Source organism: Synechococcus sp. CCY9202, assembly GCF_034931685.1.
In the GTDB taxonomy this organism is placed as follows: Bacteria; Cyanobacteriota; Cyanobacteriia; order PCC-6307; family Cyanobiaceae; genus CBW1002.
The window spans coordinates 38,685-62,233 of the sequence record NZ_JAYGID010000119.1 but is presented as its reverse complement, the minus strand read 5'-3'; the positions used below and the strand labels follow the sequence as shown (position 1 = coordinate 62,233).

Below are 23,549 nucleotides of genomic sequence, written 5' to 3'. Positions count from 1 at the left end.
GTGGCTGAGTCCCTCCCCGAGCCCGCCGGGGCCACCCAGCGCCCCCTGATCCAACAGCCTGAGCGTCTGCGGGCCCGCCTCAAGGCGGTCCCTGCGGAGCCGGGTTGCTATCTGATGCGCGACGCCGACGATCGCATCCTCTACATCGGCAAGGCGAAGCTGCTGCGCAACCGGGTACGCAGTTACTTTCAGGCCTCCCAGGGGCACAGCCCCCGCATCGGCCTGATGGTGCGGCAGGTGTGTGAGATCGAGTTCATCGTCACCGACAGCGAAGCGGAGGCGCTGGCGCTGGAGTCGAACCTGATCAAGCAGAACCAGCCGCACTTCAACGTGCTGCTCAAGGACGACAAGAAGTATCCCTATCTCTGCATCACCTGGAGTGAGGCTTATCCGCGGTTGTTCATCACCCGCCGCCGCCGCCTCCGCAGCCCGCTGGATCGTTTCTACGGGCCCTATGTGGATGTGGGACTGCTGCGCCGCACCCTGGGCCTGGTCAAACGGGTGTTTCCGCTGCGGCAACGGCCCCAGCCGCTGCATCGGGATCGCACCTGCCTGAACTTTGATATCGGCCGCTGCCCGGGTGTCTGCCAGGAGAAGATCAGTTCAGACGACTACCATCACATCCTGCGCAAGGTGGCGATGATTTTTCAGGGGCGCAATGATGAGCTCCTGGAGTTGCTGCAGGTCCAGATGGAGCGCTATGCCGAGCGGCTCGATTTCGAGTCGGCAGCTCGGGTACGAGACCAGCTGCAGGGTCTGGCCAACCTCACCGCCGATCAGAAGATGAGCCTGGGGGACAGTTCCGTCTCCCGCGATGTGCTGGCCCTGGCGGCGAATGACCGGCTGGCGGCGGTGCAACTGTTCCAGATGCGTGCCGGCAAACTGGTGGGTCGGCTCGGTTTCACCGCCGATGCGGTGGCCCTTCCCGCTGCGGAGGAAGGAGCTGGCGGGGAGTTGCCAGCCGCGCCGGAGCGGCAGCAGGCCCTGGGCCGGATCCTGCAGCGGGTGATCGAGGAGCACTACAGCCAGGTGGAACCAGTGGAGATTCCGCCGGAGCTGCTGCTGCAATACCCCCTGCCTCAGCAGAGCCTGATTGAGGACTGGCTGGCGGAGCGGCGCGGCCGCCGGGTGAAGCTGGTGGTACCGCAGCGGCAGCAGAAGGCCGAGCTGATCGAGCTGGTGGTTCGCAATGCCGGCTATGAACTGGAGCGGGCCCAGCGCAGCAGTGAACAGAACACGCTGGCGACGGAAGATCTGGCCCAGCTGCTCGATCTGACCCATCCACCCCGCCGCATCGAGGGCTATGACATCAGCCACATCCAGGGCAGCGATGCGGTGGCCTCGCAGGTGGTGTTTCTCGATGGCCTGCCGGCCAAGCAGCACTACCGCAGGTACAAGATCCAGAGCAGTTCGATCCGCTCCGGCCACTCCGACGACTTCATGGCCATGGCCGAGATCATGCGTCGCCGCTTCCGCCGTTGGGCCCAGGCCAAGGCCGAGGGGGCGGATCTGCGTGAGCTGCGGCGAGCGGCCGATTCGGCGCTGCACACCGGCGGGCTCAATGACTGGCCGGATGTGGTGATGATCGACGGCGGCAAGGGGCAGCTCTCGGCGGTGATGGAGGCCCTGCGGGAGTTGAATCTCGACGAGGACCTGGTGGTCTGCTCCCTGGCCAAGCAGCGGGAGGAGGTCTTCCTGCCCGGTGCCCGGGAGCCGCTCGAAAGCGAGCCCGAGCAGCTGGGTGTCCAGCTGCTGCGTCGCCTGCGCGATGAGGCCCACCGTTTCGCTGTGAGCTTCCACCGGCAGCAGAGGGGGGAGCGAATGAAACGCTCCCGCCTCTCCGATATTCCGGGTCTGGGGCCCAAGCGCGTCAAGGAGCTGCTGGCTCACTTCCGTTCGATCGATGCCATTCAGCTGGCCAGTGCCGAGCGGATTGCCGAGGCTCCGGGGGTGGGGCCGGCCCTGGCGCAGCAGATCTGGGCCTATTTCCACCCGGATGCGGATGCTGACACCCCCGACATCAACACCGACACCGACACGGCACCAGCAGCGGATCAGGATCCACGCCTCACCGATTCCGCTCCTGACTGCGGCAGCCAGGAGAATGGAACCCCTCTGGAGCTCGCCGGTTGAGGCACATCGCTGGCCTGCTGCTGAGCCTTCTGACGGTGGCACTTCCCCTGCTGCTCCTGCCTCTGCCTGTCCCGCTGGCCCTGGCACCCAAGGCTCTGATGCCGCAGGCCCTGGCGGAGCCGGGCCTGTGCATCGGACCGGTCTGCGCAGATCAGATCACCCGCAGTGCCAAGCACCATTTCCAGCTGCGCCTGCGGGTGAGCGATCAGCAGGGGCACCACGAGCGGTTGGTGGTGGATTGCCGTGATGGGCGCCTCAGCCCGGCGACGGGACCGGTGGAGCGGGGCTATGTGGCGGCGGTGACCCGGCGCGCCTGCCGTCTCAGCGGTGAGCCGATTGGCTGACCTCGCGCCCAGGCTGGGGGTATGGGTGCTGATCGATCAGCTCAGCGCCGATCAGGCCGCCCTGGCCAGCATCGGGCCGGGGCAGGCGCGGGTGCTGTTGGTCGAGAGCGCCGCGGGACTCCGCCGCCGGGCGTCTCATTGCCAGAAGCTGGTGCTGCAGTGGAGCGCCCAGCGGCACTTCGCCATCGCGCTGCGGCAGGTGGGCTGGGAGGTGGATCACCGTGAGGCGGCCAGCTCCGGTGAGGCGGTGCGGGGCTGGATCGCCGAGCACCGGATCGAGGAACTGCGTCTGATGGAGCCGGCGGACCGGGAGTTTCGCCAGGCCATCGATGCCCTGCGGCTCCCGGTGCGCCTGGTGTGGCTGCCCAGCAACGCCTTCCTCTGGAGCCGGGAGGCGTTCTCGGCGTGGGCCGGGCGCCAGAAGCAATGGCGCCTGGAATTCTTCTACCGCGAGGGGCGCCGCCGTTTCGGCGTGCTGCTGGAGGGGGAGGGCAAGATGGCCCGTCCCCTGGGTGGCCAGTGGAACTTCGATGCCGACAACCGCAAGGCACCGCCGCGGGGGCTGGAGGGTCCGGCACCGTTGGTCTTTGCCCCGGATGCGATCACCGAGGCGGTGATCGAGCGGGTGGAGCGGCTGCAGGAGCAGCGGCGCGCGGAAGGGCTGCCGCCACTGCCGGGCAGTCCCCGTCCCTTCGGCTGGGGGGTGAGCCGGCAGCAGGCCCTGGCAGTGCTGGAACACTTCATTGCCACCCGCCTCGATGGCTTCGGGCCGTATCAGGACGCCATGGTTCAGGGGCAGCCCACCCTCTGGCATGCGCTGATCTCGCCCTATCTGAACCTGGGGCTGCTCCATCCGCTGGAGGTGATCCGCCGGCTGGAGACGGCGGGCCTGGAGCGGGGGACGCCCCTGGCGGGGCTGGAGGGGGTGATCCGCCAGATCCTCGGCTGGCGCGAGTACACCCATGGCCTCTACCACTGGTTCGGTGAGGCCTATGCCACCAGCAATCACTTCGGCCACCAGCGACCCTTGCCGGCGTTCTTCGAGGAGCTGGGCGGCAGCGGCATGGCCTGCCTCGACACGGTGCTGGCGGAGGTGAAGGCCACCGGTTACGCGCACCACATCCAGCGGCTGATGGTGCTGGCGAACTACGGCCTGATCGCCGGCCTCGATCCCCAGGCCCTCACCGCCTGGTTCCATCGCATGTTCATCGACGGCCACGACTGGGTGATGCAGACCAATGTGCTGGGGATGGCCCTGTTCGCCGATGGCGGGCGCCTGGCGAGCAAGCCATATGCCGCCAGCGGCAACTACATCCGCCGCATGAGCAACTACTGCCAGGGCTGCCGCTACGACCCCCGCCAGCGCAGCGGCCCGCAGGCCTGCCCGCTCAATGCCCACTACTGGGATTTCCTCGCCCGCCACCAGCACGACCTGAGCCGCAACGGCCGCATGACGCTCGTGCTGCGCCAACTGGAGAAGATCCCTGCGGAGGAACTGACGGAGATCCGGGCGACGGCGGAGCTGCACAGTGACGGCTGGCCTCTCGGCGATCAGAGTCGCGGTCGGGGCTGAAAGCCACCCCTCCCGAGACCGCGAGATGCCACATCTGCCGGGATCCAGATCGCTGGAGCGGCAGGTGAGCTGGATTGCGCCGCCCGGCCTCAGCCTGGAGTTGGAATGGCCGAAGGGCCTGCGGCAGCGGATCGTGTTCCACGCCGTGCCCACCAATCCCCAGGACACGCGAGTCAGCCGCTTCTTCGTCCGCAACGACACCGAAGAGCAGGTGTCGGCTGCTGCCATGGTGCGGTTCGAGCGGGGCCTGATCGATCAGGACCGGGCGATTCTCACCGCCGTGGCCGCCGTGCTCGAGCCCTGGCCGATAGGAGAGCATCTGATCGAAGCCGACCAGCCGATCGCCCTGATGCGCCAGCGACTGATGGATCTGCTTCAGTTGCGCTGAACCAGCAGATCGCGGGGGTTTGGTTTGTGGCCGACGGCGATCGGGCTGGCGGTGATCGCCTCCAGGTAGCGGAAGAAGCGATACAGCGGCGGGTCATTGACGTTGGCATGACCAACCGGAATGCGGCCGCCACCCAGCAGCTCTGCCTGGCCTTCGATGAAGGGGCGGCCCTCGTCGTTGTTGTGATTGGAGAGATCCCGCAGTGCCCTGAGCGCAGCGTGGTGGTGTGCCGCGATCGTCGGGCACGAACAGCACCGCCAGATGCAACCCATCATCCAGTTTGTTGAGCCACAGATTGGGGGCGCCTCCCACCTGACAACGACAACGTCATCCTATGGAGGAAGGCGTTACCTATCGAACGAACGCTTCAATGGGTGAGCCATGGTTCATCCCCTGCTGAAAGGGAGGATTGGATCGGCTGAAACTAGCGGATTCAAGAGCTTGGATCTCTCAAATGAGAAACAGCACTAAATGGGAGGGATTTCGGAAATATGGATCTTAAGGAGAATGGATCTGAAAAGAGGAGTGAGTTCTAAGGATACCTTTTCTTGGGCGATCAGCTGTCAAGAGCGTCTAACCTTCATTGTATGGCTGCTGTCGACAAGGATGACCATTGCTGATAACTGCTGTTGAACTGCCTTGCCCGTTAACCAGGCATGCAATGGCGAAGAATGCGGCCATTGAGGATGTTTTGGATCAATCCCTGGCGAGGTTTTTTGCTGTGATCAGCAAGAGATGTCTGAATCGAATGATCGGGGAACAAACAGTGCACCCCTCCAATCCGTTCAGCGTTCAGGCCCATCCAGTCGAGGCTTGTCATCCACTGATGGGGGGGGCAATGCTTGCGGTGTGGGCATCGGATGGATCGGACAGGCCCACGCCATCAAAGAGGTGGCGGCCGGGCGCCTCCGGGGAGGGATCGAACCAATACTGTTCCACCAGCGTCAGGAAAGCCTCGCGCGGCAGCAGGCCTGCCGGCAAACCCAGGCCGGCGAGCATTGCATCGAGGTTGGCGGCGATGCTGCCGGTGGGATGGCCGTAGGCGGAGGCGAAGGCCGCCAGGTCGTCGAGGCAGAGCATGCCATCGCCATCGAGGTCGAGCACGTCGAAAAAACCACCGGCGGACCGGGCGATGAACCGCCGTGCACCATCCGGATCGGCCTGGAAGGCAGCGAACACCCGCGCGTGGGAGGCCACGAACTCCACCTGAGTCACCAGTCCGTCATGGTCGCTGTCTCGACGCGCGTTTTCGTGCCTGTAGGTGTCGAGAAGAAGCTGCAGCAGATTCGGGAAGGGAGTCCTCCGACCCTGCCAGCGCTGAGCGAGCTGAGCAGCCACCGGCTCGAAATCGCCGCGCAGGGTGTGGCGTCCGTCGCCATCGCGGTCGTAGAAGGCAAACAGGCGGAGATAGCGGTGGATCAGCTGGACCGGCAGATGCCCTGCCGGGGCCTGGGGCGCCGGGCGCTCAGGTCGTTCAGAGCCGTTCACCATCCATTGGACCGGGGGAATCAGCTGACGCTACCGGCACTGATGGCACCCATGGGGCCTGGCACGCCCCTGACATTGCATCGGGAACCAGGGCAACGTTCCCCTGGCGGTGGCCAGTGCGATCAACACCGCAGGATGCCCGCCCTGGCCAGGACCGATGATGCCTGACTCAGCCAGTCTTCCTTTCAATATGTATGTCCTGCCGACTGGCCCCAGCGGTACCGGATATCCATGGATGGTCGTTCAGCGGATTCCGATGCGTTCCCGGCTCGTCCCCGTCCTGGGTGCCCTCGTGCTGCTGGCCGGTCTGATGCCGCCTGCCGCCCAGTCCCGCCCCGCGACGGGCGAACTGAGGGCCGTGGTCTTCGATGCCGTTCTGCCGTTCATCGAGAAACGGGGCGACAGCTATGAGGGTCTCGCCGTTGATGTGCTGAGCGCCGTGAAAGACGAGGCGGGGGCCACGAGCCTCCGCTTCCTGCCTGCGGCCAGCATCGATGAAGGGTTCGAGGCCATCACCTCCGGCAAGGCCGACATCGCCTGCGGCGTGGCCTTCACCTGGCCCCGAACCCGGCAGGTGCTCTTCACCCTTCCCTTCGCCATCGGCGGCACCCGCCTGCTGGCGCCCGCCGGTGTCGATGGCACACCTGACTCCCTGAGCGGCAGAACCGTGGGGGTGGTGGACAACTCCGCCGCCGCCCAGGTGATCGCCAGTGTGGTGCCTGCGGCCAAGCTCAGGGGATTCAAGACTCCGGCAGAGGCCCTGGCCGCTTTGAATGACAACACGGTGGACATCCTGGCAGGCTCAAGCCTCTGGCTGGCCGCCAACAGGGGGTCTGGCAACAAGATGCTGGTGCCCGACTACCCCTATGCCCGAACCGGCATCGGTTGCATCGTGGCGCAGAACAATCCTGGCTTGCTGACCGCCGGCAACCTGGCCATCGCCCAGATGATGCAGGCCTATGTGGACGGCGACAGCGGTTCCCGTGAGATGGTGAATCGCTGGGTGGGACCGGGCAGCGCCATCAAACTGTCTGAAGAGCAGATCGGCGACTTCTACCAGATGATCCTGACCTCCACGGCGGAGATTTCCACCACTGTGAAGCCACCGAATGCGAATGAGCAGGGCCCCGAGTGAATCTCCCCCTCTGATTCCGCTTCCCTGAGTGTCATCCCCAACCCCAGCCTGTTGCATCGATGAAACGTTCCCTGATCACCTTCCAGGTTCTTCTGGCCTGCAGTGCCACTCTTTGCCAGAGCGCCGACGCCTCGGTCTTTTATGGCCAGCCCGATCCTGCCAACAGCCTCGACAGCCGCATCGAGACCGTCAGAAATGGTGACTGGAGCAACCTGCTGCGACCCACTGCCGTCGAGGGCGAGCAGATTGCCAAGAGCAAGTGGGGGAACGGCGGTGGTCACGCCTTCAAGAACACCCGTGGCAGCGGCAAGTGGAGCAATGGCAAGGGCGGCGCCAAGTGGAGCAACAGCCGCCCCACCTGGAGCAATGGGTCCTACCGCGGCGGCTGGGGGAATGGGGGCAGCTCCGCCTGGCGCAACGGGGGCGGTGATGCCTGGCGCAATGGGTCTGGTCGTACGTTCATCAACTGGTGATCCGAGCCTTCTCTTCCGGGCCTGATCTCAGCCGTTTCGGCCCCATCGGCCTGGTGGTGGTGCAGTCGACCTCCCTGTGCAACCTCGACTGCTCCTACTGCTATCTGCCGGATCGCCAGAAGAAACGGGACTTCGACCTCAGCCTGCTGCCTCTGCTGATGCAGCGCATACTGGAGAGTCCCTATTGCGGACCGGAGCTTGCCCTGGTGTGGCATGCCGGCGAGCCGCTCACTCTGCCCTGCAGCTGGTACGACCAAGCCACCGCGATCATCCAGCGGTCGTTGCTGGAGTGGCAGGCGGAGGAGATCGAATTCACGCAGCATGTTCAGACCAACGCCACCCTGATCAACGACGGCTGGTGTGAATGCTTCCGTCGCAACAGAATCGTGGTGGGCATCAGCGTGGATGGCCCCGAAGATATTCACGACGCCAACCGTCGATTCCGCAACGGCCTGGGGTCCCATGCCCTGGCGATGAAGGGGATCGAGGCCCTGCATCGCCATGACCTGCCCTTCCACTGCATCTCCGTGATCACGGCGGCAGCGATGGAGCAACCGGAGCGGATCTACCGCTTCTTCCGCGACAACGGCATCAGCGCCGTGGGGTTCAACGTGGAGGAACAGGAGGGGATTCATACCAGCTCCTCGATGCAGGGGCAGGAACGGGAAGAGCAATACCGGCACTTTCTGCGAACGTTCTGGGATCTGAGTGAGCAGGACGGCTTTCCCGTCATCCTGCGGGAGTTTGATCAGGTGATCGGGCTGATCCAGGATCAACGCCGCATGCAGCAGAACGAACTCAACCGGCCCTTCTCGATCCTGAGTGTCGATGCCCTTGGGAATTTCTCCACCTTCGATCCCGAGCTGCTCTCGGTGGCTAGCGACACCTATGGCAGTTTCAACCTCGGCAATCTGCGAGAGATGTCCCTGGTGGAATCCACCACCACCGACCGCTTCCACCGCCTCTGGGGAGACATGACGGCAGGTGTGGCGAACTGCCACCAGAGCTGTGAGACTTTCGGCTTCTGCGGCGGTGGAAACGGCAGCAACAAGTTCTGGGAGCACGGCAGCCTGCGGGCGAGTGAGACCCACGCCTGCCGCTTCGGCACCAAGATTCCCGTGCAGGTTCTGCTGGAGCGCTTCGAGGCAGGGCCGCCCCTGCAGCCCTCCCCTGGTGAGCCAAGCGGCGCCTGAGTGCACCATGCCCCTGCACTGGCTCTTTCCTACCCCTGTCCTGCAGGAGGATCTCCAGCCGGATGCTGCCACCGCAGCGGCAATGGAGGCTTTCCTTGCCCAGTTGGACCGGACCGTGTATCAGCACGAACGATTCTCCAGCCGCAACAATCTCACCGGTGATGTGCTGGCGGAGCTCGGGATGGATCAACTGCACCGCCTGGGCGAATTCCAGTGGCTCAACCGCCAGCTGGCCCACTATGCCGGCCTGTTTCTGGAGAAACTGATTGGCCCCGATCACGGACTGGAGCTGCACATCCAGAAGGCCTGGTCGGTGATCTGTCCGTCCCAGGGAGGTGAACTGGATGCCCACACCCATCCCAATGCCCAGCTCAGTGCCGTGTTCTACGTCCGAATGGAGCCCGACAATCCCACCGGACAACTGGAATTCCAGGCTCCGGAGACCTATTTCAGCCACAGCATGACGCTGCCCTATGCGGCGGCTGCCGTCAGTGGGGGAGTGTTTGCTGCGCAGACCCATCGGTTGCTGATCTTCCCTTCCGATCTGCGCCATCGCGTCACCCCCTATGAAGGTCGCAGCAGCCGGTATTCGGTGTCCTATGACCTGGCGCTGACCACGCCGCCGGGAGCAGGGCGCGAGATGCAGGTGCCCCATCCCCTCGATTGGGTTCCCCTGTCTCTGGTTTGACCAGCCGCTGTGGGTCGCTCCATATCGGGAATGCGCGAAGCCAGACCATGGAAAGAAGTTCAGATGGAAAGCCATTGAGTCAGTGCCTTCGGACCAGTGTTCTTCTTCTTCTTCAGCCTGAAGACAGGCTCCTGCTGCAGTCTGAAGACAGGCATCTGATCGTTCCAGAACCCCTCGGCCCCGCAGCCAAACAGCATCATCAGGACGCATCATCGAGACGGTGGCATCCTGTTCGCGTCCCATGCATGGGACGAAATCAGCGAGGAAGCACCGATGCCCAATCGAAGCTGACGCCTCCAGGGGCAGAGACACTCCTCCGCTGTCCCTCCCTGGGTACGCAGGGCTGGGACTGACGACATCAGGTCCAGGGCGCAGGCCTCGATCTGAAACCCCAGCAAGAAGCAAGGGCTCGTGCCAATGCCGCCTCGACAATGCCGGGTTGCCAGAGCGCCGCTTCCTGCCTCGCCGGCAACCGGCACCCCATCCGAACATCCCGAACCCCCGGCCCTAGCCTGTATCGACCCGACCGCCCTGCCGCATGCCCCTGGCCTTCGCCTGGCCGCCCGAGGCCTATCTGTGGTTCAAGACCCTCCACATCGTGGGGGTGGTGGTGTGGTTCGCCGGGCTCTTTTACCTGGTGCGACTGTTCATCTACCACCGCGAGGCTGAGGAGCTCGAACCCAGCCTGCGCTCTGCCTTCCAGCAGCAATACGCCTTGATGGAGCGGCGTCTGGCCAACATCATCACCACCCCCGGCATGGTGGTGGCGGTGGTCTGCGCAGCCGGCCTGCTCAGCGTGAATCCCGCCTGGCTGCACCAGGGTTGGATGCACGCCAAGCTCGCCTTTGTGGCGGCGCTGCTCGCGTACCACGCCTTCTGTTATCGGCTGATGGGCCAGTTGCAGCAGGGCAACTGCGGCTGGAGCCCGAAGCAGCTGCGGGCCCTCAATGAGCTGCCCACCCTTCTGCTGGTGGTGGTGGTGATGCTGGTGGTGTTCAAGAACCAGTTCCCTACCGGCGCCGCCACCTGGTTCATCGTGGCCCTGGTGGTGTTCATGGCCGCCTCGATTCAGTTCTATGCCCGCTGGCGTCGTCTGCGGGCCGAACGGCTGGCGGCGGCCGACTCGCTGGTGGGCTGACGGTATGCGCTGCCAGCCTGGCCTCGAACCCCGCGTTCTTCCTGCCGCGTCGAGATCGCGGCCCCGCTGCTGATGGTGACGTCGTTCCCCCAGCTGCGTGGCGAGGCGGCCAACCACCCTCTGGCCAGGGTGCTCCGAACAGTCTCGGCAGACAGCTGCCCGGGTCGGCTCAATTTCCATTGCCACACCACCTGCAGCGACGGCAGCCTGCATCCCCGCGAGCTGGCCCGCCAGGCCGCTGCGATCGGTCTGGAACATTTCGCGGTGACGGATCACCACTCCATGGCGGCCTGTCCGCAGGTGCAGGCGGCCCTGAATGAACTGGCGTCTGAAGGGGTGACCGTTCCCACCCTCTGGAGTGGTGTCGAGATCAGCTGCCTGCTGGAGGGTTGTCTGGTGCATGTGCTGGCCCTGGGCTGCAGCCCGGACCATCCCGCCCTTGCGATCTACCTGCGCGGCGAGGCGGTGGTGGGACCGGCGCTTCGCTCCGAGGCCGTGGTGGCGGCCATCCGCTCCGCTGGAGGCCTGGCCTTGCTGGCCCATCCGGCCCGCTACCGGCTGAGTCACCAGCGCCTGCTGACGGCCGCCGCCACCCAGGGATTTGACGGGGCCGAGGCCTGGTACGACTACGCCATGCAGGGTCGCTGGGCGCCGACACCGCTGGTGTGCGAAGCAATCGCCGGCGCTCTGGCTGAACGTGGCCTTTTGCAGAGTTGTGGTACCGATACCCATGGGTTGGAGCTGCGGGGCCGCTAGGCTCAGTTGACGCCTTTCTTCAACGCCGATGGGCCTCTTCGATCGTCTGCTCGGTTCCCGTAACGCTGCGGCGGCCTCGAAGCCGGCCTCCAAACCCAAGAAGGAAGCCGAAGCGTTCTTCCTGGAGCCAGACGCCTCCACCAGCATGGGGGATGTGAACTTCATGCGGCGCTCCAACACGATTCGCCATACCTTCCCGGGTACGGCTGATAACCCTGGCAACAAGGAGATGGTGCAGGAGGTGGCCTCGATGGAGGCGCGTCTGGAACGGGCCTCGGAAGGACTCCCCGGCATGGCTTCCGCCAGCGCTGAGATGAATCTCACCGGCGGTGTGCCCAAGCCGGTCAAGAAGACCTTTGCCAAGCAGATGTCCGCCGCTGAGCTGGAGCAGCGGCTCAAGGGCTCGGCCGTGACCGGGGTGAACGTCCCGGGTGGGGCCGCTGGCGCCAGGAAGCAGAACGACACCGACGCCAACGACCAACCGGCGATCACCCGTCAGCAGGGCAAGCCCGGATCGATCGATCCGTTCAAGTCCATGGTCAAGGATCTCAACGCCTGAGCGGCAGGCTGCTGGGGCGCTTGATCAGGCCCTAACGGGCTTCGATCAAGGCCTCACTGTCCAGAACCAGCTGGCGTAGCTGGTCCAGCTGGTTCTGGTTCGCGCTCTCCCAGAGTCCGCGGTGGTGGGCCTCCAGCAGTCGTTCGGCCATATCTCGCAGGGCCCAGGGGTTGGCGCCCTGCAGGAACTGGCGCACGGCTGCATCCCCCAGCCAGCGGTCACAGAGAGCTCCATAGCTCCAGTCCGGTACCCGGCCGGTGCTGGCGTCGTAGGCGAACAGGTAATCCAGACTGGCCGCCATCTCGAATCCTCCCTTGTAGCCGTGCTCGCGCATGGCATCGATCCAGCGGGGGTTGAGTACGCGGCTGCGCAGCACCTTGTCGAATTCCCGTTCCAGCCGATGCAGGCGCGGCCGCTGGCTGCGGGAATGATCGCCGAACCACAGGGCCGGAGCTGAGCCACTGAGCGCTTCAGCGGCGGCGCTGAGGCCTCCCTGGAACTGGTAGTAATCATCCGAGTCGAGCAGGTCGTGCTCGCGGTTGTCCTGGTTGTGCAACACCACCTCAACGTGGCGCAGCCGCCGCTCCAGACCGCTGCGATCGATGCGGGCGTCAATCGCCCCGGGGGCCAGAGCCGTCAAGCCGGCTGAGCTGCCCAGACCGGCGTCCCCGTCATACCGCCACTGACTCCAGTTGAGGAAGGCCTCCCCCAGATCGCGGCGCTCCTCCCAGTGGCCGCTGTCGATCAGGCCCTGCAGACCGGCGCCGTAGGCCCCTGGCGCCGATCCATAGACACGGCCGCTGTGGCCCTCGCGGCGGGCCGCCGCCGCCAGGGGATTGGACTCCTCGGGTTCATCCAGCGCCGCCACCATGGCCGTGGCCCGGTTGATCCAGCCCACCAGCTGGGGAAAGGCGTCGCGGAACAGCCCCGAGATCCGCAGGGTCACGTCCACCCGTGGCCGCTGCATCACGCGCAGGGGAATCAGCTCGAGATCCACCATCCGCCGGGTGGGTCCGTCCCAGACCGGTTGCACCCCCAGCAGGGCCAGGGCCTGGGCGATGTCTTCGCCACCGTTGCGCATCGTGGCTGTGCCCCACACCGACAGGGCCAGGCAGCGCAGGTCGTCGCCCTGCTCCTGGAGGTGCAACTCCAGCAGAAGGGCGGCACTGCGGCGTCCCAGATCCCAGGCCGCTTCGGTGGGCAGGCCCCGCAGATCGACCGAATAGAAGTTGCGGCCCGTGGGCAAGAGATCGGGGCGGCCGCGGGTGGGGGCACCGGAAGGCCCGGCGGCGATGCGCTCGCCGGCCAGTCCCCGCAGAAAGGCCTGCTGTTCGGCATCGCCACAGGCCAGCAGCCGTGGCAGCAGAACGGTCTGGACCCTGTCCAGGGCGGCTGCCGTGCTGGCGCCCCACACCGGCGGCTGGGCTGCAGCTGTGACCCCGGAATCGCTGTCTTCAGGGTCCTTCAGCAGCGGTTGGAGCAGCGCCAGAGCGGCCTGCTCCAGCAACACCACACCATCGCCCACGTGGCGCAGGGGTACCGAGCACTGCTGAGCCTGCAGCGCCTGCAGACGTTGCCGGTCGAGCTCGCTCAGGCGCGCCTCCTCCGGATCGCTCCAGGGGTCGAGGTCGAGGTTGAGGTCCCGGGCCAGCGCCTGCGTGAAACCCGGTTGGCGGTCCTGCGGTGCGCGGGCCAGGCAAAGCAGCAGTTCGGTCAATTTGCCGGCCGACGGCAGGGTGCCGTAGGTGTGCAGCCCCAGGCGGATCTGAGCCTCCTTCAGCTCGCAGAGATAGCCATCGGCTGCCTCAAGGCGCTCCTCCAGGGTCCGGATGGCAGTCGATTCTTCCTCTTCCTGGCAACTGCCGGGCTCCAGGGGAAATTCCAGTCCCTCCAGACGTTCGGCCAGCCGCCTGCGCAGGGAGATGGCGCGTTCGCTGCCCAGTTGGCAGGCCTCCCAGTATTCGTCGAGCAGTGCCTCCAGTTCCTGCAGGTCGCCATGGAGCCCGGCCCGCCCCAGCGGTGGGGTGAGGTGATCGAGGATCACCGCCTGGGCCCGGCGCTTGGCTTGCGACCCCTCGCCCGGGTCATTGACGATGAAGGGATAGAGGTGCGGCATCGGCCCCAGGGCCCATTCCGGATAGCAGTCGGACGAGAGGCCCAGGCCCTTGCCGGGCAGCCATTCGAGATTGCCGTGCTTGCCCACATGCACCACCACCTGGGCTGCGAAGCTCTGCCGCAGCCACAGGTACTGGGCCAGGTAGGCATGGGTGGGCGGCAGATCGGGGCTGTGATAGCTGAGGCTGGGATCGCGGTCATAGCCCCGTTCCGGCTGGATCAGCAGCACCACCCGCCCGAAGCGCAATCCACGGATCGGAAAGCCGGCCGCCTCCAGGCCGCCATCCCGCTCCGGCGGACCCCAGACGGCTTCCAGCCGCTCCCGGCCTGCCGGCGGCAGGGATGCGTACCACTGCACGTAGCACTCCAGGGTAAGATGGTCCAGGGCCGGCCGGTGACCGCTCTCGGGGTCGTTGCTGCGGCCCGCCAGCAGGCGCTGGATCAGGGCGTCGCCATCGGCGGGCAGTGCCGGCTCGTGACGGGTAGCACCAAGGGCAAGGTCCTGGTCGGGATCCGCCAGGTCGTAGCCGGCCTGCGCCAGCCACTGCAGCATCAGGGCGGCGCTGGCTGGCGTGTCCAGACCGACACCGTTGGCCAGGCGACTGTTGCGCGTGGGGTAATTGGCCAGCACGAGTGCCACGCGCCGCTCCGCGGCCGCAGTCGTTCGCAGGCGGATCCAGTGGGCCGTGAGCTGGGCGATCCAGGCCAACCGCTCCGGGTCGGGCCGGTAACGCGTCAAGGCCACGGATAACCGTTCACTGGCTTGCTCGGTTTCCTTGAAGGCGCCGATGCGGGTGGTGAGCCGGCCATCCAATTCCGGCAACGCCACCTGCAGCGACAGATCCACCGGCCCGAGGCCAATGCTGCTGGCCTGCCAGGTGGCGCGCGGCTGGCCGCTGGTGAGCAGCTGCAGCACCGGCACATTCAGGGCCTCCCACAGCGGCGCCCCCAGCCCTGCCTCCGAGACGCTCACCGAGGCAAAGGCGGTGGCACAGAGCACCGCCTGCACTTGTTCGCGGCCCAGGAGGTCGGCCACGCCCCGTTGCACGACCGCATCCCGCAGTCCGCTGACCCACAGGGCCCGGGGACAGAGCCCCTGCCCCCGCAAGGCCTTGAGACAGTCCTCCACCAGGGCCAGATCGCCGGCCTGGTGCAGGGCCCGGTAAAGCAGCAGCCCCACCCGCGGGCCCGGATCGTTCTGCCAGTCGTGGGGCAGGGGATCGGCCAGCGGGCTGGGCTGCGGCGGGACCACTTCCCGCCCCTCCAGGAGACAGCGCAGGCTGCGCAGCATCCGACGCAGGTTCTCCGCCCCGCCTTCCCGCAGGCAGCCGGCCAGGCCGATGGCTAGAGCTGGTGGGACGCTGCCCAGGTTCGCCAGGGCACGGTCTTCGTCGGCGGTGCCGGCCAGCACCACCAGCGCTCGTCTGTCTGGATCCTGCTGCCACCAGTCCTGCAGGCGCTCCAGGCCATAACTCCAGTGACCCTTCCCCCCCAGCAGGCGCACCACCACCATCCGGGCTGCTGCCACTGTGCTGGCGACGTAATGATCGATCACGGCCGGATGGACCAGCGCCGCCAGGTTGAGGGCGTGAAGGTCACTGCCGAGCAGATCCGGCTCAGCCACCAGCAGGGCTTCCAGCGCCACGATGTCGGTGTCGGCACTGGTGAGCAGCAGCACCGGCGCCGCTGGCTGTTCAACGAACGCTCCCTGCGCCGCCTCCTCGGCTGAACCTGGAACCGTGGCCAATCGATGCATGGCCTCATCCTGGGTGCTTGCGGGCACGGTCGGGGCCTGGCAGTGAGAAGATCGCTCCAGAAACGCCGGTCCGATGCATCAGTTCCTCCCCTATGCCTGGTTCGGCGGTCAGTGCGTGCCATTTGCAGAGGCGACCCTGTCGGTGGCCACCCACGCGCTCCATTACGGCACCGGCGCGTTCGGGGGGATGCGGGCGATCCCCAATCCAAGCGATTCCAGTGAGATTCTGCTGTTTCGTGCCGATCGCCATGCGCGCCGCCTCAGTCAGAGCGCGCGGCTGCTGCTCACGGAACTGAGCGAGGAAACGATCCATGCAGCCATCCACGCGTTTCTGCAGGCGAACAAACCCACCTGTCCGGTTTATCTGCGGCCATTCGTCTACACCAGCGATCTGGGCATCGCCCCGCGCCTGCACGACATCCAGACCGACTTTCTGATCTACGGCATTGAGCTGGGCGACTATCTGTCTCCCGAAGGGGTGAGCTGCCGCATCAGCTCCTGGACCCGCCAGGAAGATCGCTCTCTGCCGCTGCGCGGCAAGATCTCCGGCGCCTACATCACCAGTTCCCTGGCGAAAACAGAGGCAGTGCGCAGTGGCTTTGATGAAGCTCTGCTGCTCAACAGCCGCGGCAAGATGAGCGAAGCCAGCGGTATGAATCTCTTCATCGTGCGCGATGGTGTGCTGATCACACCCGGCGTGGATCAGGATATCCTTGAGGGCATCACCCGGGCCAGTGTGCTGGAACTGGCCCGCGACATGGGCATCCCCACCCTGGAGCGACCGGTCGACAAGACCGAGCTCTTTGTGGCCGATGAAGTGTTTCTCAGTGGAACCGCAGCGCGGGTCACACCGGTTCGGCGGGTGGAAACCACCGACCTTCCCGTGCAGAGACCGATCATGGAACGGCTGCGCGAACGCCTCACCCTGATCACGGAGGGCCGGGATCCCGCCTATGACCATTGGGTGACGCGCATTCGCCTCGAGGCCTGAGCGACAGGAACACCCGCAGATGGTCATCACTGCCCCCTCCTCTCCGACCGAAGGTTCTGCCAACGCAGGGCCCCGTCAGCAGCGCACTGGATTTCTGGAGCGCCTTCATGGCCCCCATCGTCCGGTGTTGGTGTTCGACGGCGCCACCGGCACCTCGCTGCAGCAGATGAATCTGACGGCCGAGGATTTCGGTGGGGCTGCCCTGGAGGGTTGCAACGAGGTTCTGGTGATGTCCAGGCCCGATGCCGTGCAGGCGGTGCACCGCCAGTTCCTTGAAGTTGGCGCCGATGTGATCGAGACCGACACCTTCGGTGCCACGTCCCTGGTGTTGGCTGAATACGACATCGCCGATCAGGCCTTCGCCCTGAACAAACGGGCCGCCGCGTTGGCCCGTGAGATGGCCGATGCCTACAGCACCCCCGACAAACCGCGCTTCGTGGCGGGTTCGATGGGTCCCACCACCAAGTTGCCCACCCTGGGCCACGTTGCCTTCGAGACGATGCGGGCCTCCTTCCAGGAGCAGGCCGAGGGCCTTCTGGCGGGAGATGTGGATCTGTTCATCGTCGAGACCTGCCAGGACGTTCTCCAGATCAAGGCGGCCTTGCAGGGCCTGGAGGCGGCATTCAAGGCCACAGGTGAGCGAAGGCCTCTGATGGTCAGCGTGACCATGGAGACCACCGGCACGATGCTGGTGGGTTCGGACATAGCCGCCGTGGTGGCGATCCTGGAGCCCTTTTCGATTGATGTGCTCGGCCTCAACTGCGCCACTGGCCCGGAGCAGATGAAGGAGCACATCCGCTACCTCAGCGCCAACAGTCCCTTTGTGGTGAGCTGCATCCCCAATGCCGGCCTGCCCGAGAACATCGGCGGGGTGGCCCATTACCGGCTGACGCCGCTGGAGATGAAGCTGCAGCTGCTGCACTTCGTCGAAGATCTCGGCGTCCAGGTGATCGGAGGCTGCTGTGGCACCACCCCCGCCCACATCGGCGCCCTGGTGGAGCTGGCGGCCGAGCTCAGCCCAGCCCCCCGCGAGGTGCGTCGCTCCGATGCACTCCAGGCTGCCGATGGCGATGCCACCCACAGCGGCCCGCGGCCGTTGTTGCGCTACGAGCCCGCTGCTGCCTCGATCTATGGCACCACGCCGTATCACCAGGACAACTCCTTCCTGATCATCGGCGAGCGGCTCAATGCCAGTGGCAGCAAAAAGGTGCGCGAACTGCTGGCGGCGGAAGACTGGGACGGTCTGGTGGCCGTGGCCCGCAACCAGGTGAAGGAGAACGCTCACGTGCTTGACGTCAACGTCGATTACGTGGGCCGCGATGGTGAACGCGACATGCACCAGCTGGTGAGCCGGTTGGTGACCAATGTCAATCTGCCGTTGATGCTCGATTCCACCGAGTGGCAGAAGATGGAGGCCGGCCTCAAGGTGGCCGGTGGCAAGTGCATCCTCAACTCGACCAACTACGAAGACGGCGACGAGCGTTTCTTCAAGGTGCTGGAGCTGGCCAAGGCCTACGGCGCTGGTGTGGTGGTCGGCACCATCGATGAAGAGGGCATGGCACGCACGGCGGAGCGCAAGTTCGCCATTGCACAACGCGCTTACCGCGATGCCCTGGAGTTCGGCATCCCTGCCCATGAACTCTTTTACGACCCCCTGGCCCTGCCGATCTCCACCGGCATCGAGGAGGATCGGCTCAATGCTGCCGCCACGATCGAATCGATCCGCCGGATCCGCACGCAGTTGCCGGGCGTGCACGTGGTGCTGGGCGTCAGCAATGTGAGTTTTGGACTGTCACCAGCTGCCCGTATCGTGTTGAACTCCGTGTTCTTGCACGACTGCTGCGCGGCCGGCATGGATGCCGCGATAGTCAGCCCGGCCAAGATTCTGCCGCTGGTGAAGATCAGTGAGGAGCACCAGCAGGTCTGCCGCGATCTGATTCACGATCGCCGTCGCTTTGTGAATGCCAGCGAAGCTGGCATCTCGGCGACGGAGGCGGCAAAAGCTGGAGCGGTCTGCAACTACGACCCGCTCACGGTGTTGACCACCCTGTTCGAAGGGGTGAGCGCCCGTGAGGCGCGGGCTTCGGGGCCATCGCTGACCGATCTTCCTGTGGAAGAGCGGCTGAAACAGCACATCATTGATGGGGAACGGATCGGCCTGGAGCCAAGCCTCGATGAAGCCCTGGCCAGTTATCCGCCGCTGCAGATCATCAACACTTTCCTGCTGGATGGCATGAAGGTGGTGGGCGAACTGTTCGGTTCCGGCCAGATGCAGTTGCCCTTTGTGCTGCAGAGTGCTGAAACCATGAAGTCGGCGGTGGCCTATCTCGAGCCCCACATGGAGAAGCAGGAGGGGGAGAGCAGCAGCAAGGGCAAGTTTCTGATTGCCACCGTGAAGGGCGACGTCCACGATATCGGCAAGAATCTGGTGGATATCATTCTTACCAACAATGGCTATGAGGTGATCAATCTCGGCATCAAACAGAGTTGTGATGCCATCATTGAGGCCCAGCAGAAACACAATGCCGATTGCATTGCCATGAGTGGTCTGCTGGTCAAATCCACGGCCTTCATGAAGGACAACCTTGAGGCCTTCAATCAGGCCGGCATCGGTGTGCCCGTGATTCTCGGTGGTGCTGCACTGACGCCGCGCTTCGTCAACGGTGACTGCCGCGCCGCCTATCGCGGCCTGGTGGTCTATGGCCGCGATGCGTTTGCCGATCTGCGCTTCATGGATGCCTTGATGGATGCGAAATCAGCCGGCACCTGGGATGATCAGAAGGGTTTCCTGGCGGGCGTTCCCGAAGGGCTTGGTCTGGCCAGTGCCGATGGTAATGCGGGCCCTGAGGATGGTGCCACCACTCCCGCTGAAACGTCTTCAAGTCAGACATCTTCGTCTGAGACATCTGCGGACATTGCGTCCCAGCTTCACTCCGGTGCTGTTCAGCCTGCCGGCTCCATCTCCCCTGGCCCCAACGACCATCGTTCTGAGATGGTGCCCGAGGAGCCGGCCCTGACCCCACCGTTCTGGGGCAGCAGAGTCCTCAACGAAAACGACATCGATCTAGAGGAGGTGTTTGCCTACCTCGATCGTCAGGCCCTGTTCGCTGGCCAGTGGCAATTGCGCAAAACCCAGCAGCAATCACGTGCCGACTACGAAGCCATGCTGGTCGAGAAGGCTGAGCCCGTGCTGCAGCACTGGAAGCAACGGTGCATCAACGAATCTCTGCTGACCCCGCGGGTGGCGTATGGCTATTTCCCCTGCGGCCGCAGCGGCAATGCCGTGGTGATCTTTGATCCCACGGGTCTGGCTGAATCGGATAGCCCCAGCCAGGCGGGCCGCGAACTGGGCCGTTTTGAACTGCCGCGTCAGCGGGCTGGCAACCGCTACTGCATCGCCGATTTCTACCGCGATCTGGTGATCGGTGCCGATGGAGAGCCCAGGCCTGCCGACATGATGCCGATGCAGGCGGTGACCATGGGGGAGGGGGCCACCACGTTTGCGCAGCAGCTGTTCCAAGCGGATCAATACACGGATTACCTCTATTTCCATGGCCTTGCCGTGCAGATGGCCGAGGCCCTGGCGGAGTGGGTCCATGCCCGCATCCGAAAGGAGCTCGGCTTCGCCGCCGAGGAACCCGCGGCCCTTCGGGATGTGCTGGCGCAGCGCTACCGAGGCAGCCGCTATTCCTTCGGCTATCCGGCCTGTCCCAATGTGGCCGATTCCCGTCCCCAGCTGGCATGGCTCGGTGCCGAGCGCATTGGTCTGTCCATGGATGAGAGTGATCAGCTGGATCCTGAGCAGAGCACCACAGCCCTGGTGGCACTGCACAGCAAGGCCCGCTACTTCAGCGCCTGATCTCGGCCCTCACCCCCCGCCGTCTGCCCTTGGCCGTGCCTGCTGCCCCAGTGTCATGGCAGGCTTTTGCCGCCTCTCTGTTTGCGATCCATGGCCATTGCCGGACCCGGTGGTGTTGATGCCGCCATTGCCTCCGGGCTTGATCTCGATGGCACCCCCATTCCCGTCGAGATGGTGGAGCTCTACAACGAGGTGATGGAGCTCGAAAGCCAGCGTTCCCGCAGCGGCGTCAAGAAGTCGATGCGAAACCGCATCGTCAAGACCGGCTCCAAGCACTTCGATCAGGCCTCTCTGGATGCCCGTCTCAAGGCTGCCGGCTGGGACGGCCTCAAGGACAAGGAGATTGCCTTCTTCTATTCCTGAGCGCCGCTCCTGGGGCTCCAGCCTCGGATCCCTGGCCCTGGCGGTCAGGGACGCGATCGGGTCAGCTCAGTCGGCACACATGGCCTCGAGCGTGTCGATCACCTCCTGCTGGAACTCCTCGAGCTCGGTCGAGTCACTCAGATCAACCCCCTCACCGGCAGCGTTCTGAGTCAGTTCCTGAAAGTGAAACGCTCCTTCGCCGTGGGCCAGGAACTCCATGGCGGAGGGTTCACCGCTCTCCTTGTAGGCGTCGCACAGGGCCATGAAGGCCGCGTCTTCGGTGAAATCCCAGCTCATGAAGGGGGGTGGCAATCAACGACCTTTAACGCCTACCCCCCGGATCCCGTCAACCTCCTGGGGAAAGCTTGTGCCAGTCCTTCGTCAGACTGCGACACAACCGCCCCCCCCTACGGCCGTGTCCAGCTCCGTTCCTGACTCGCCCCTGGTTTCCGCCTCCGAGGCGCGCAACGTGCTCGACCAACCCCTGGAGCTGTGCGGCTGTGCCCCGTTGACCGGGTGGCATCGCGACGGCTACTGCCGCACCGATCCCACCGATCTGGGCCGCCACACCGTCTGTTGCGTGGTCAGTGAGGCGTTCCTCACCTATGCCCGTGCCCAGGGCAACGACCTCACCACGCCCGTTCCGGAGTTCCAGTTTCCCGGCCTCAAGCCGGGAGATGCCTGGTGCGTCTGCGCAGCCCGCTGGCTGGAGGCCTACGACGACGGTATGGCGCCGCCCGTACGGCTGGCGGCCTGCGAACGCTCCACCCTTGAGATCATCCCGCTGGAGGTGCTGCGCGAGCATGCCGTCTGAGCCGCCTGCTCACCAGGGAATCGCCGCCCCGTCCCATGCCCAGAAGTTGCCGCTCTGCTCCGGCCCCAGGCCACTGATCACATCCAGGAGGTGATCAGCGGCCCGCCGGGGTGTGAACAACTGCTCGGCTGGCACCGAGCCGCGAAAGGGGGCTGAGAAGGCGGTGGCCGTGGTGCCGGGGTGCAGCAGGCTGACGCAGGCCAGGGGCAGCCGTCGTTGCCACTCCAGGGCCAGGGTGCGCAGCAGCTGGTTCTGGGCGGCCTTGGCGCCCCGGTAGGCGTACCAGCCGCCGAGCCGGTTGTCGCCGATGCTGCCCACCCGGGCCGACAGGCTGGCGAACTGGCAGGGCTCGCATCGCGGCAGGCAGGGCTCCACGGCTTGCGCCAGCAGGATGGGCCCGAAGGCATTCACCGCGAAGCTCTGCTCCAGGGCCTGGCGCTTCACCTGGCTGAGCCGCTTTTCCGGTTGGAGAGCAGGGGCGTGCAGCAGACCAGCGGTGTTGATCACCAGCCGCAGGGTCGGCGCCGTGGCTTGGATCCGTGCGGCAAAAGTGCCCAGGCTGAGGTCATCGCTCAGGTCCAGAGGCAGCCAGACCACCTCCTCCGGCAGGCGATCGGGCCGATGGCGACCGGCAGCATGCAGCCGCAGCCCCGGAGCACGCTGTTGCAAGGCCTCCAGCAGGGCCATGCCGATGCCGCCGGCTCCCACCACCAGCGCTTCCCCCTGCCAGCGCTCCAACGGGGCCAGGGCCGCGGAGGGCTGCGGTGGATTCGGCATGGCAGGGATCCCTGGATGGCGCATGATGACGGCCCCACCGCGGCAGTCGCGGCTTCTCGTCCGTTTGCGCATGGCTCTGAGGCTTGTCGTTCTGGGCCGCGGTGCCTGGGGCACCACCCTCACCGATCTATGGCGCCGCGCCGGTCATCACGTCGTGGTCTGGTCGCGCCGGGATGGCGGCGATGCCAAGGCGCTGCTGGGCGATCGGGATCTGGTGGTGGCGGCCGTGGCGATGGCCGGCATCGAGCCCCTGGCGAGCCAGTTGAGCGCCGCCTGGCCGGACGATCTGCCCCTGTTGAGCTGCAGCAAGGGTCTCGATCCGGATCGGCTCTGCACCGCCACCCAGCTCTGGCGGCAACACCTCGCGAACGCAGCGCTGGCGGTGCTGAGCGGTCCCAACCTGGCCACGGAGCTGCAGCAGGGTCTGCCCGCCGCCAGCGTTCTGGCCTCCCAGAAGGCGACGCTGGCCCGCCATCTGCAACGGGAGCTGAGCAGCGACAACCTGCGCCTCTACACCAATGCTGACCCGATCGGCGTCGAAGCCGCCGGGGCCCTCAAGAACGTGATGGCCCTGGCGGCCGGCATCTGCGACGGTCTTGGCCTGGGTGCCAATGCCCGCGCCTCGCTGCTCTGCCGGGGGCTGGCGGAACTCGGCCTGGTGGTGCGCGGCATGGGGGGTGATCCCGCCACCACCTATGGCCTGGCGGGCCTGGGGGATCTGCTGGCCACGGCCACCAGCTCCCTGAGCCGCAACTATCGCTGCGGCGTTCTGCTGGCGGAGGGGCTGGACGAAACCGCCGCCATCGCCCGGATCGGGGCCACGGTGGAGGGCCGTGCCACCGCCAGGGCCGTGCTGCGGTTGGCCCAACAGAACGGTTGGCATCTGCCCATCTGCGATCAGGTGGTGCAGGTGCTTGAGGGCCGCACGACACCCCGCCGGGCCGTGGCGGATCTGATGGAACGGCAGCTCACGTCAGAGTGATCTGCCCACCTTCATTCGCGCCTG

Annotated in this window: 21 protein-coding genes; 16 read left to right on the top strand and 5 right to left on the bottom strand. The window is 65.6% G+C overall.

Annotated elements, in window-relative coordinates; genetic code table 11:
- From uvrC to VB777_RS14740, 4 genes are all read left to right on the top strand, one after another.
- Positions 1–2,133 (top strand): excinuclease ABC subunit UvrC, encoded by a 2,133-nt coding sequence (uvrC, locus tag VB777_RS14755; protein WP_323249852.1) that lies wholly within the window; start codon positions 1–3, stop codon positions 2,131–2,133.
- Between the two features lie 98 nt (positions 2,134–2,231).
- Positions 2,232–2,477 carry a hypothetical protein gene (locus VB777_RS14750; RefSeq protein WP_197172467.1) on the top strand — a complete coding sequence of 82 codons (246 nt, stop codon included), beginning with the start codon at positions 2,232–2,234 and terminating at the stop codon, positions 2,475–2,477.
- A complete protein-coding gene (locus VB777_RS14745; RefSeq protein WP_323249850.1) occupies positions 2,461–4,050 on the top strand; it encodes a cryptochrome/photolyase family protein in 1,590 nt (529 codons plus the stop codon). The genes VB777_RS14750 and VB777_RS14745 overlap by 17 nt, the downstream gene beginning before the upstream one ends.
- A 25-nt stretch (positions 4,051–4,075) precedes the next feature.
- Positions 4,076–4,438 (top strand): hypothetical protein, encoded by a 363-nt coding sequence (locus VB777_RS14740; RefSeq protein WP_323249848.1) that lies wholly within the window; start codon positions 4,076–4,078, stop codon positions 4,436–4,438.
- Here VB777_RS14740 and VB777_RS14735 read toward each other — a convergent pair.
- Positions 4,426–4,713: a hypothetical protein gene (locus VB777_RS14735; RefSeq protein ID WP_323249846.1), complete on the bottom strand. Its 288-nt coding sequence runs from the start codon at positions 4,711–4,713 to the stop codon at positions 4,426–4,428. The genes VB777_RS14740 and VB777_RS14735 overlap by 13 nt on opposite strands.
- A 541-nt stretch (positions 4,714–5,254) precedes the next feature.
- Positions 5,255–5,929: an EF-hand domain-containing protein gene (locus tag VB777_RS14730; protein WP_323249844.1), complete on the bottom strand. Its 675-nt coding sequence runs from the start codon at positions 5,927–5,929 to the stop codon at positions 5,255–5,257.
- 253 nt (positions 5,930–6,182) lie between these two features.
- Here VB777_RS14730 and grrP point away from each other — a divergent pair, with 253 nt between their 5' ends.
- The 7 genes from grrP (at position 6,183) to VB777_RS14695 (ending at position 11,868) form a co-directional block, all read left to right on the top strand.
- On the top strand, positions 6,183–7,061 hold the full coding sequence (gene grrP, locus VB777_RS14725; RefSeq protein WP_323249842.1) for an extracellular substrate binding-like orphan protein GrrP: 879 nt from the start codon (positions 6,183–6,185) through the stop codon (positions 7,059–7,061).
- Between the two features lie 59 nt (positions 7,062–7,120).
- On the top strand, positions 7,121–7,534 hold the full coding sequence (gene grrA / locus VB777_RS14720) for a GrrA/OscA1 family cyclophane-containing rSAM-modified RiPP (protein ID WP_323249840.1): 414 nt from the start codon (positions 7,121–7,123) through the stop codon (positions 7,532–7,534).
- The gene (grrM, locus tag VB777_RS14715; RefSeq protein WP_416238365.1) at positions 7,531–8,727 is read left to right on the top strand and encodes a cyclophane-forming radical SAM/SPASM peptide maturase GrrM/OscB; all 1,197 of its coding nucleotides are present in this window, start codon (positions 7,531–7,533) and stop codon (positions 8,725–8,727) included. Before grrA ends, grrM begins: the two co-directional genes overlap by 4 nt.
- Complete coding sequence (locus VB777_RS14710) at positions 8,708–9,415, top strand: TIGR02466 family protein (RefSeq protein ID WP_323249838.1); 708 nt, start codon at positions 8,708–8,710, stop codon at positions 9,413–9,415. The genes grrM and VB777_RS14710 overlap by 20 nt, the downstream gene beginning before the upstream one ends.
- 538 nt (positions 9,416–9,953) lie before the next feature.
- Entirely contained in the window at positions 9,954–10,553 is a 600-nt protein-coding gene (gene hemJ, locus VB777_RS14705; RefSeq protein ID WP_197170250.1) for a protoporphyrinogen oxidase HemJ, read from the top strand.
- 72 nt (positions 10,554–10,625) lie between these two features.
- The gene (locus VB777_RS14700) at positions 10,626–11,309 is read left to right on the top strand and encodes a PHP domain-containing protein (RefSeq protein WP_323249836.1); all 684 of its coding nucleotides are present in this window, start codon (positions 10,626–10,628) and stop codon (positions 11,307–11,309) included.
- A gap of 28 nt (positions 11,310–11,337) precedes the next feature.
- Complete coding sequence (locus VB777_RS14695; RefSeq protein ID WP_323249834.1) at positions 11,338–11,868, top strand: hypothetical protein; 531 nt, start codon at positions 11,338–11,340, stop codon at positions 11,866–11,868.
- A gap of 31 nt (positions 11,869–11,899) precedes the next feature.
- Here VB777_RS14695 and cobN read toward each other — a convergent pair whose 3' ends face one another.
- Positions 11,900–15,739, bottom strand: coding sequence for a cobaltochelatase subunit CobN (gene cobN, locus VB777_RS14690; protein ID WP_323249832.1), 3,840 nt, complete (start codon positions 15,737–15,739; stop codon positions 11,900–11,902).
- Positions 15,740–15,812: 73 nt separating this feature from the next.
- On the opposite strand from cobN, the gene VB777_RS14685 reads away from it, so the two are divergent.
- The 3 genes from VB777_RS14685 to VB777_RS14675 all read left to right on the top strand — a co-directional run bounded on the left by VB777_RS14685 (position 15,813) and on the right by VB777_RS14675 (position 20,952).
- A complete protein-coding gene (locus tag VB777_RS14685) occupies positions 15,813–16,730 on the top strand; it encodes a branched-chain amino acid transaminase (RefSeq protein WP_197155815.1) in 918 nt (305 codons plus the stop codon).
- Between the two features lie 19 nt (positions 16,731–16,749).
- Entirely contained in the window at positions 16,750–20,589 is a 3,840-nt protein-coding gene (gene metH / locus VB777_RS14680) for a methionine synthase (RefSeq protein WP_322758730.1), read from the top strand.
- Between the two features lie 90 nt (positions 20,590–20,679).
- Positions 20,680–20,952, top strand: a complete 273-nt coding sequence (locus VB777_RS14675) for a DUF4090 family protein (protein WP_197155811.1) — start codon at positions 20,680–20,682, stop codon at positions 20,950–20,952.
- Positions 20,953–21,018: 66 nt separating this feature from the next.
- On the opposite strand, the gene VB777_RS14670 is transcribed toward VB777_RS14675, so the two are convergent.
- A complete protein-coding gene (locus VB777_RS14670; protein ID WP_197159286.1) occupies positions 21,019–21,249 on the bottom strand; it encodes a hypothetical protein in 231 nt (76 codons plus the stop codon).
- Between the two features lie 118 nt (positions 21,250–21,367).
- Between VB777_RS14670 and VB777_RS14665 the strand changes: the two genes are divergently transcribed.
- Positions 21,368–21,766 carry a DUF2237 family protein gene (locus tag VB777_RS14665; RefSeq protein WP_231597912.1) on the top strand — a complete coding sequence of 133 codons (399 nt, stop codon included), beginning with the start codon at positions 21,368–21,370 and terminating at the stop codon, positions 21,764–21,766.
- A gap of 9 nt (positions 21,767–21,775) precedes the next feature.
- Here the strand turns inward: VB777_RS14665 and VB777_RS14660 are convergent, their stop codons facing one another.
- Positions 21,776–22,543: an SDR family NAD(P)-dependent oxidoreductase gene (locus tag VB777_RS14660; protein WP_197155810.1), complete on the bottom strand. Its 768-nt coding sequence runs from the start codon at positions 22,541–22,543 to the stop codon at positions 21,776–21,778.
- A 70-nt stretch (positions 22,544–22,613) separates the two neighbouring features.
- Here VB777_RS14660 and VB777_RS14655 point away from each other — a divergent pair, with 70 nt between their 5' ends.
- Positions 22,614–23,525, top strand: coding sequence for an NAD(P)H-dependent glycerol-3-phosphate dehydrogenase (locus VB777_RS14655; protein ID WP_197155808.1), 912 nt, complete (start codon positions 22,614–22,616; stop codon positions 23,523–23,525).
- Positions 23,526–23,549 lie beyond the last annotated feature (24 nt).

Coding starts and splice junctions, on each gene's coding strand:
- VB777_RS14750 (WP_197172467.1), top strand. CDS start 2,232: ATGCCGCAGGCCCTGGCGGAGCCGGGCCTGTGCATCGGACCGGTCTGC.
- VB777_RS14740 (WP_323249848.1), top strand. CDS start 4,076: ATGCCACATCTGCCGGGATCCAGATCGCTGGAGCGGCAGGTGAGCTGG.
- VB777_RS14735 (WP_323249846.1), bottom strand. CDS start 4,713: ATGATGGGTTGCATCTGGCGGTGCTGTTCGTGCCCGACGATCGCGGCA.
- VB777_RS14730 (WP_323249844.1), bottom strand. CDS start 5,929: ATGGTGAACGGCTCTGAACGACCTGAGCGCCCGGCGCCCCAGGCCCCG.
- grrP (WP_323249842.1), top strand. CDS start 6,183: ATGCGTTCCCGGCTCGTCCCCGTCCTGGGTGCCCTCGTGCTGCTGGCC.
- grrA (WP_323249840.1), top strand. CDS start 7,121: ATGAAACGTTCCCTGATCACCTTCCAGGTTCTTCTGGCCTGCAGTGCC.
- hemJ (WP_197170250.1), top strand. CDS start 9,954: ATGCCCCTGGCCTTCGCCTGGCCGCCCGAGGCCTATCTGTGGTTCAAG.
- VB777_RS14700 (WP_323249836.1), top strand. CDS start 10,626: ATGGTGACGTCGTTCCCCCAGCTGCGTGGCGAGGCGGCCAACCACCCT.
- VB777_RS14695 (WP_323249834.1), top strand. CDS start 11,338: ATGGGCCTCTTCGATCGTCTGCTCGGTTCCCGTAACGCTGCGGCGGCC.
- cobN (WP_323249832.1), bottom strand. CDS start 15,739: ATGCATCGATTGGCCACGGTTCCAGGTTCAGCCGAGGAGGCGGCGCAG.
- VB777_RS14685 (WP_197155815.1), top strand. CDS start 15,813: ATGCATCAGTTCCTCCCCTATGCCTGGTTCGGCGGTCAGTGCGTGCCA.
- metH (WP_322758730.1), top strand. CDS start 16,750: ATGGTCATCACTGCCCCCTCCTCTCCGACCGAAGGTTCTGCCAACGCA.
- VB777_RS14675 (WP_197155811.1), top strand. CDS start 20,680: ATGGCCATTGCCGGACCCGGTGGTGTTGATGCCGCCATTGCCTCCGGG.
- VB777_RS14670 (WP_197159286.1), bottom strand. CDS start 21,249: ATGAGCTGGGATTTCACCGAAGACGCGGCCTTCATGGCCCTGTGCGAC.
- VB777_RS14660 (WP_197155810.1), bottom strand. CDS start 22,543: ATGCCGAATCCACCGCAGCCCTCCGCGGCCCTGGCCCCGTTGGAGCGC.
- VB777_RS14655 (WP_197155808.1), top strand. CDS start 22,614: ATGGCTCTGAGGCTTGTCGTTCTGGGCCGCGGTGCCTGGGGCACCACC.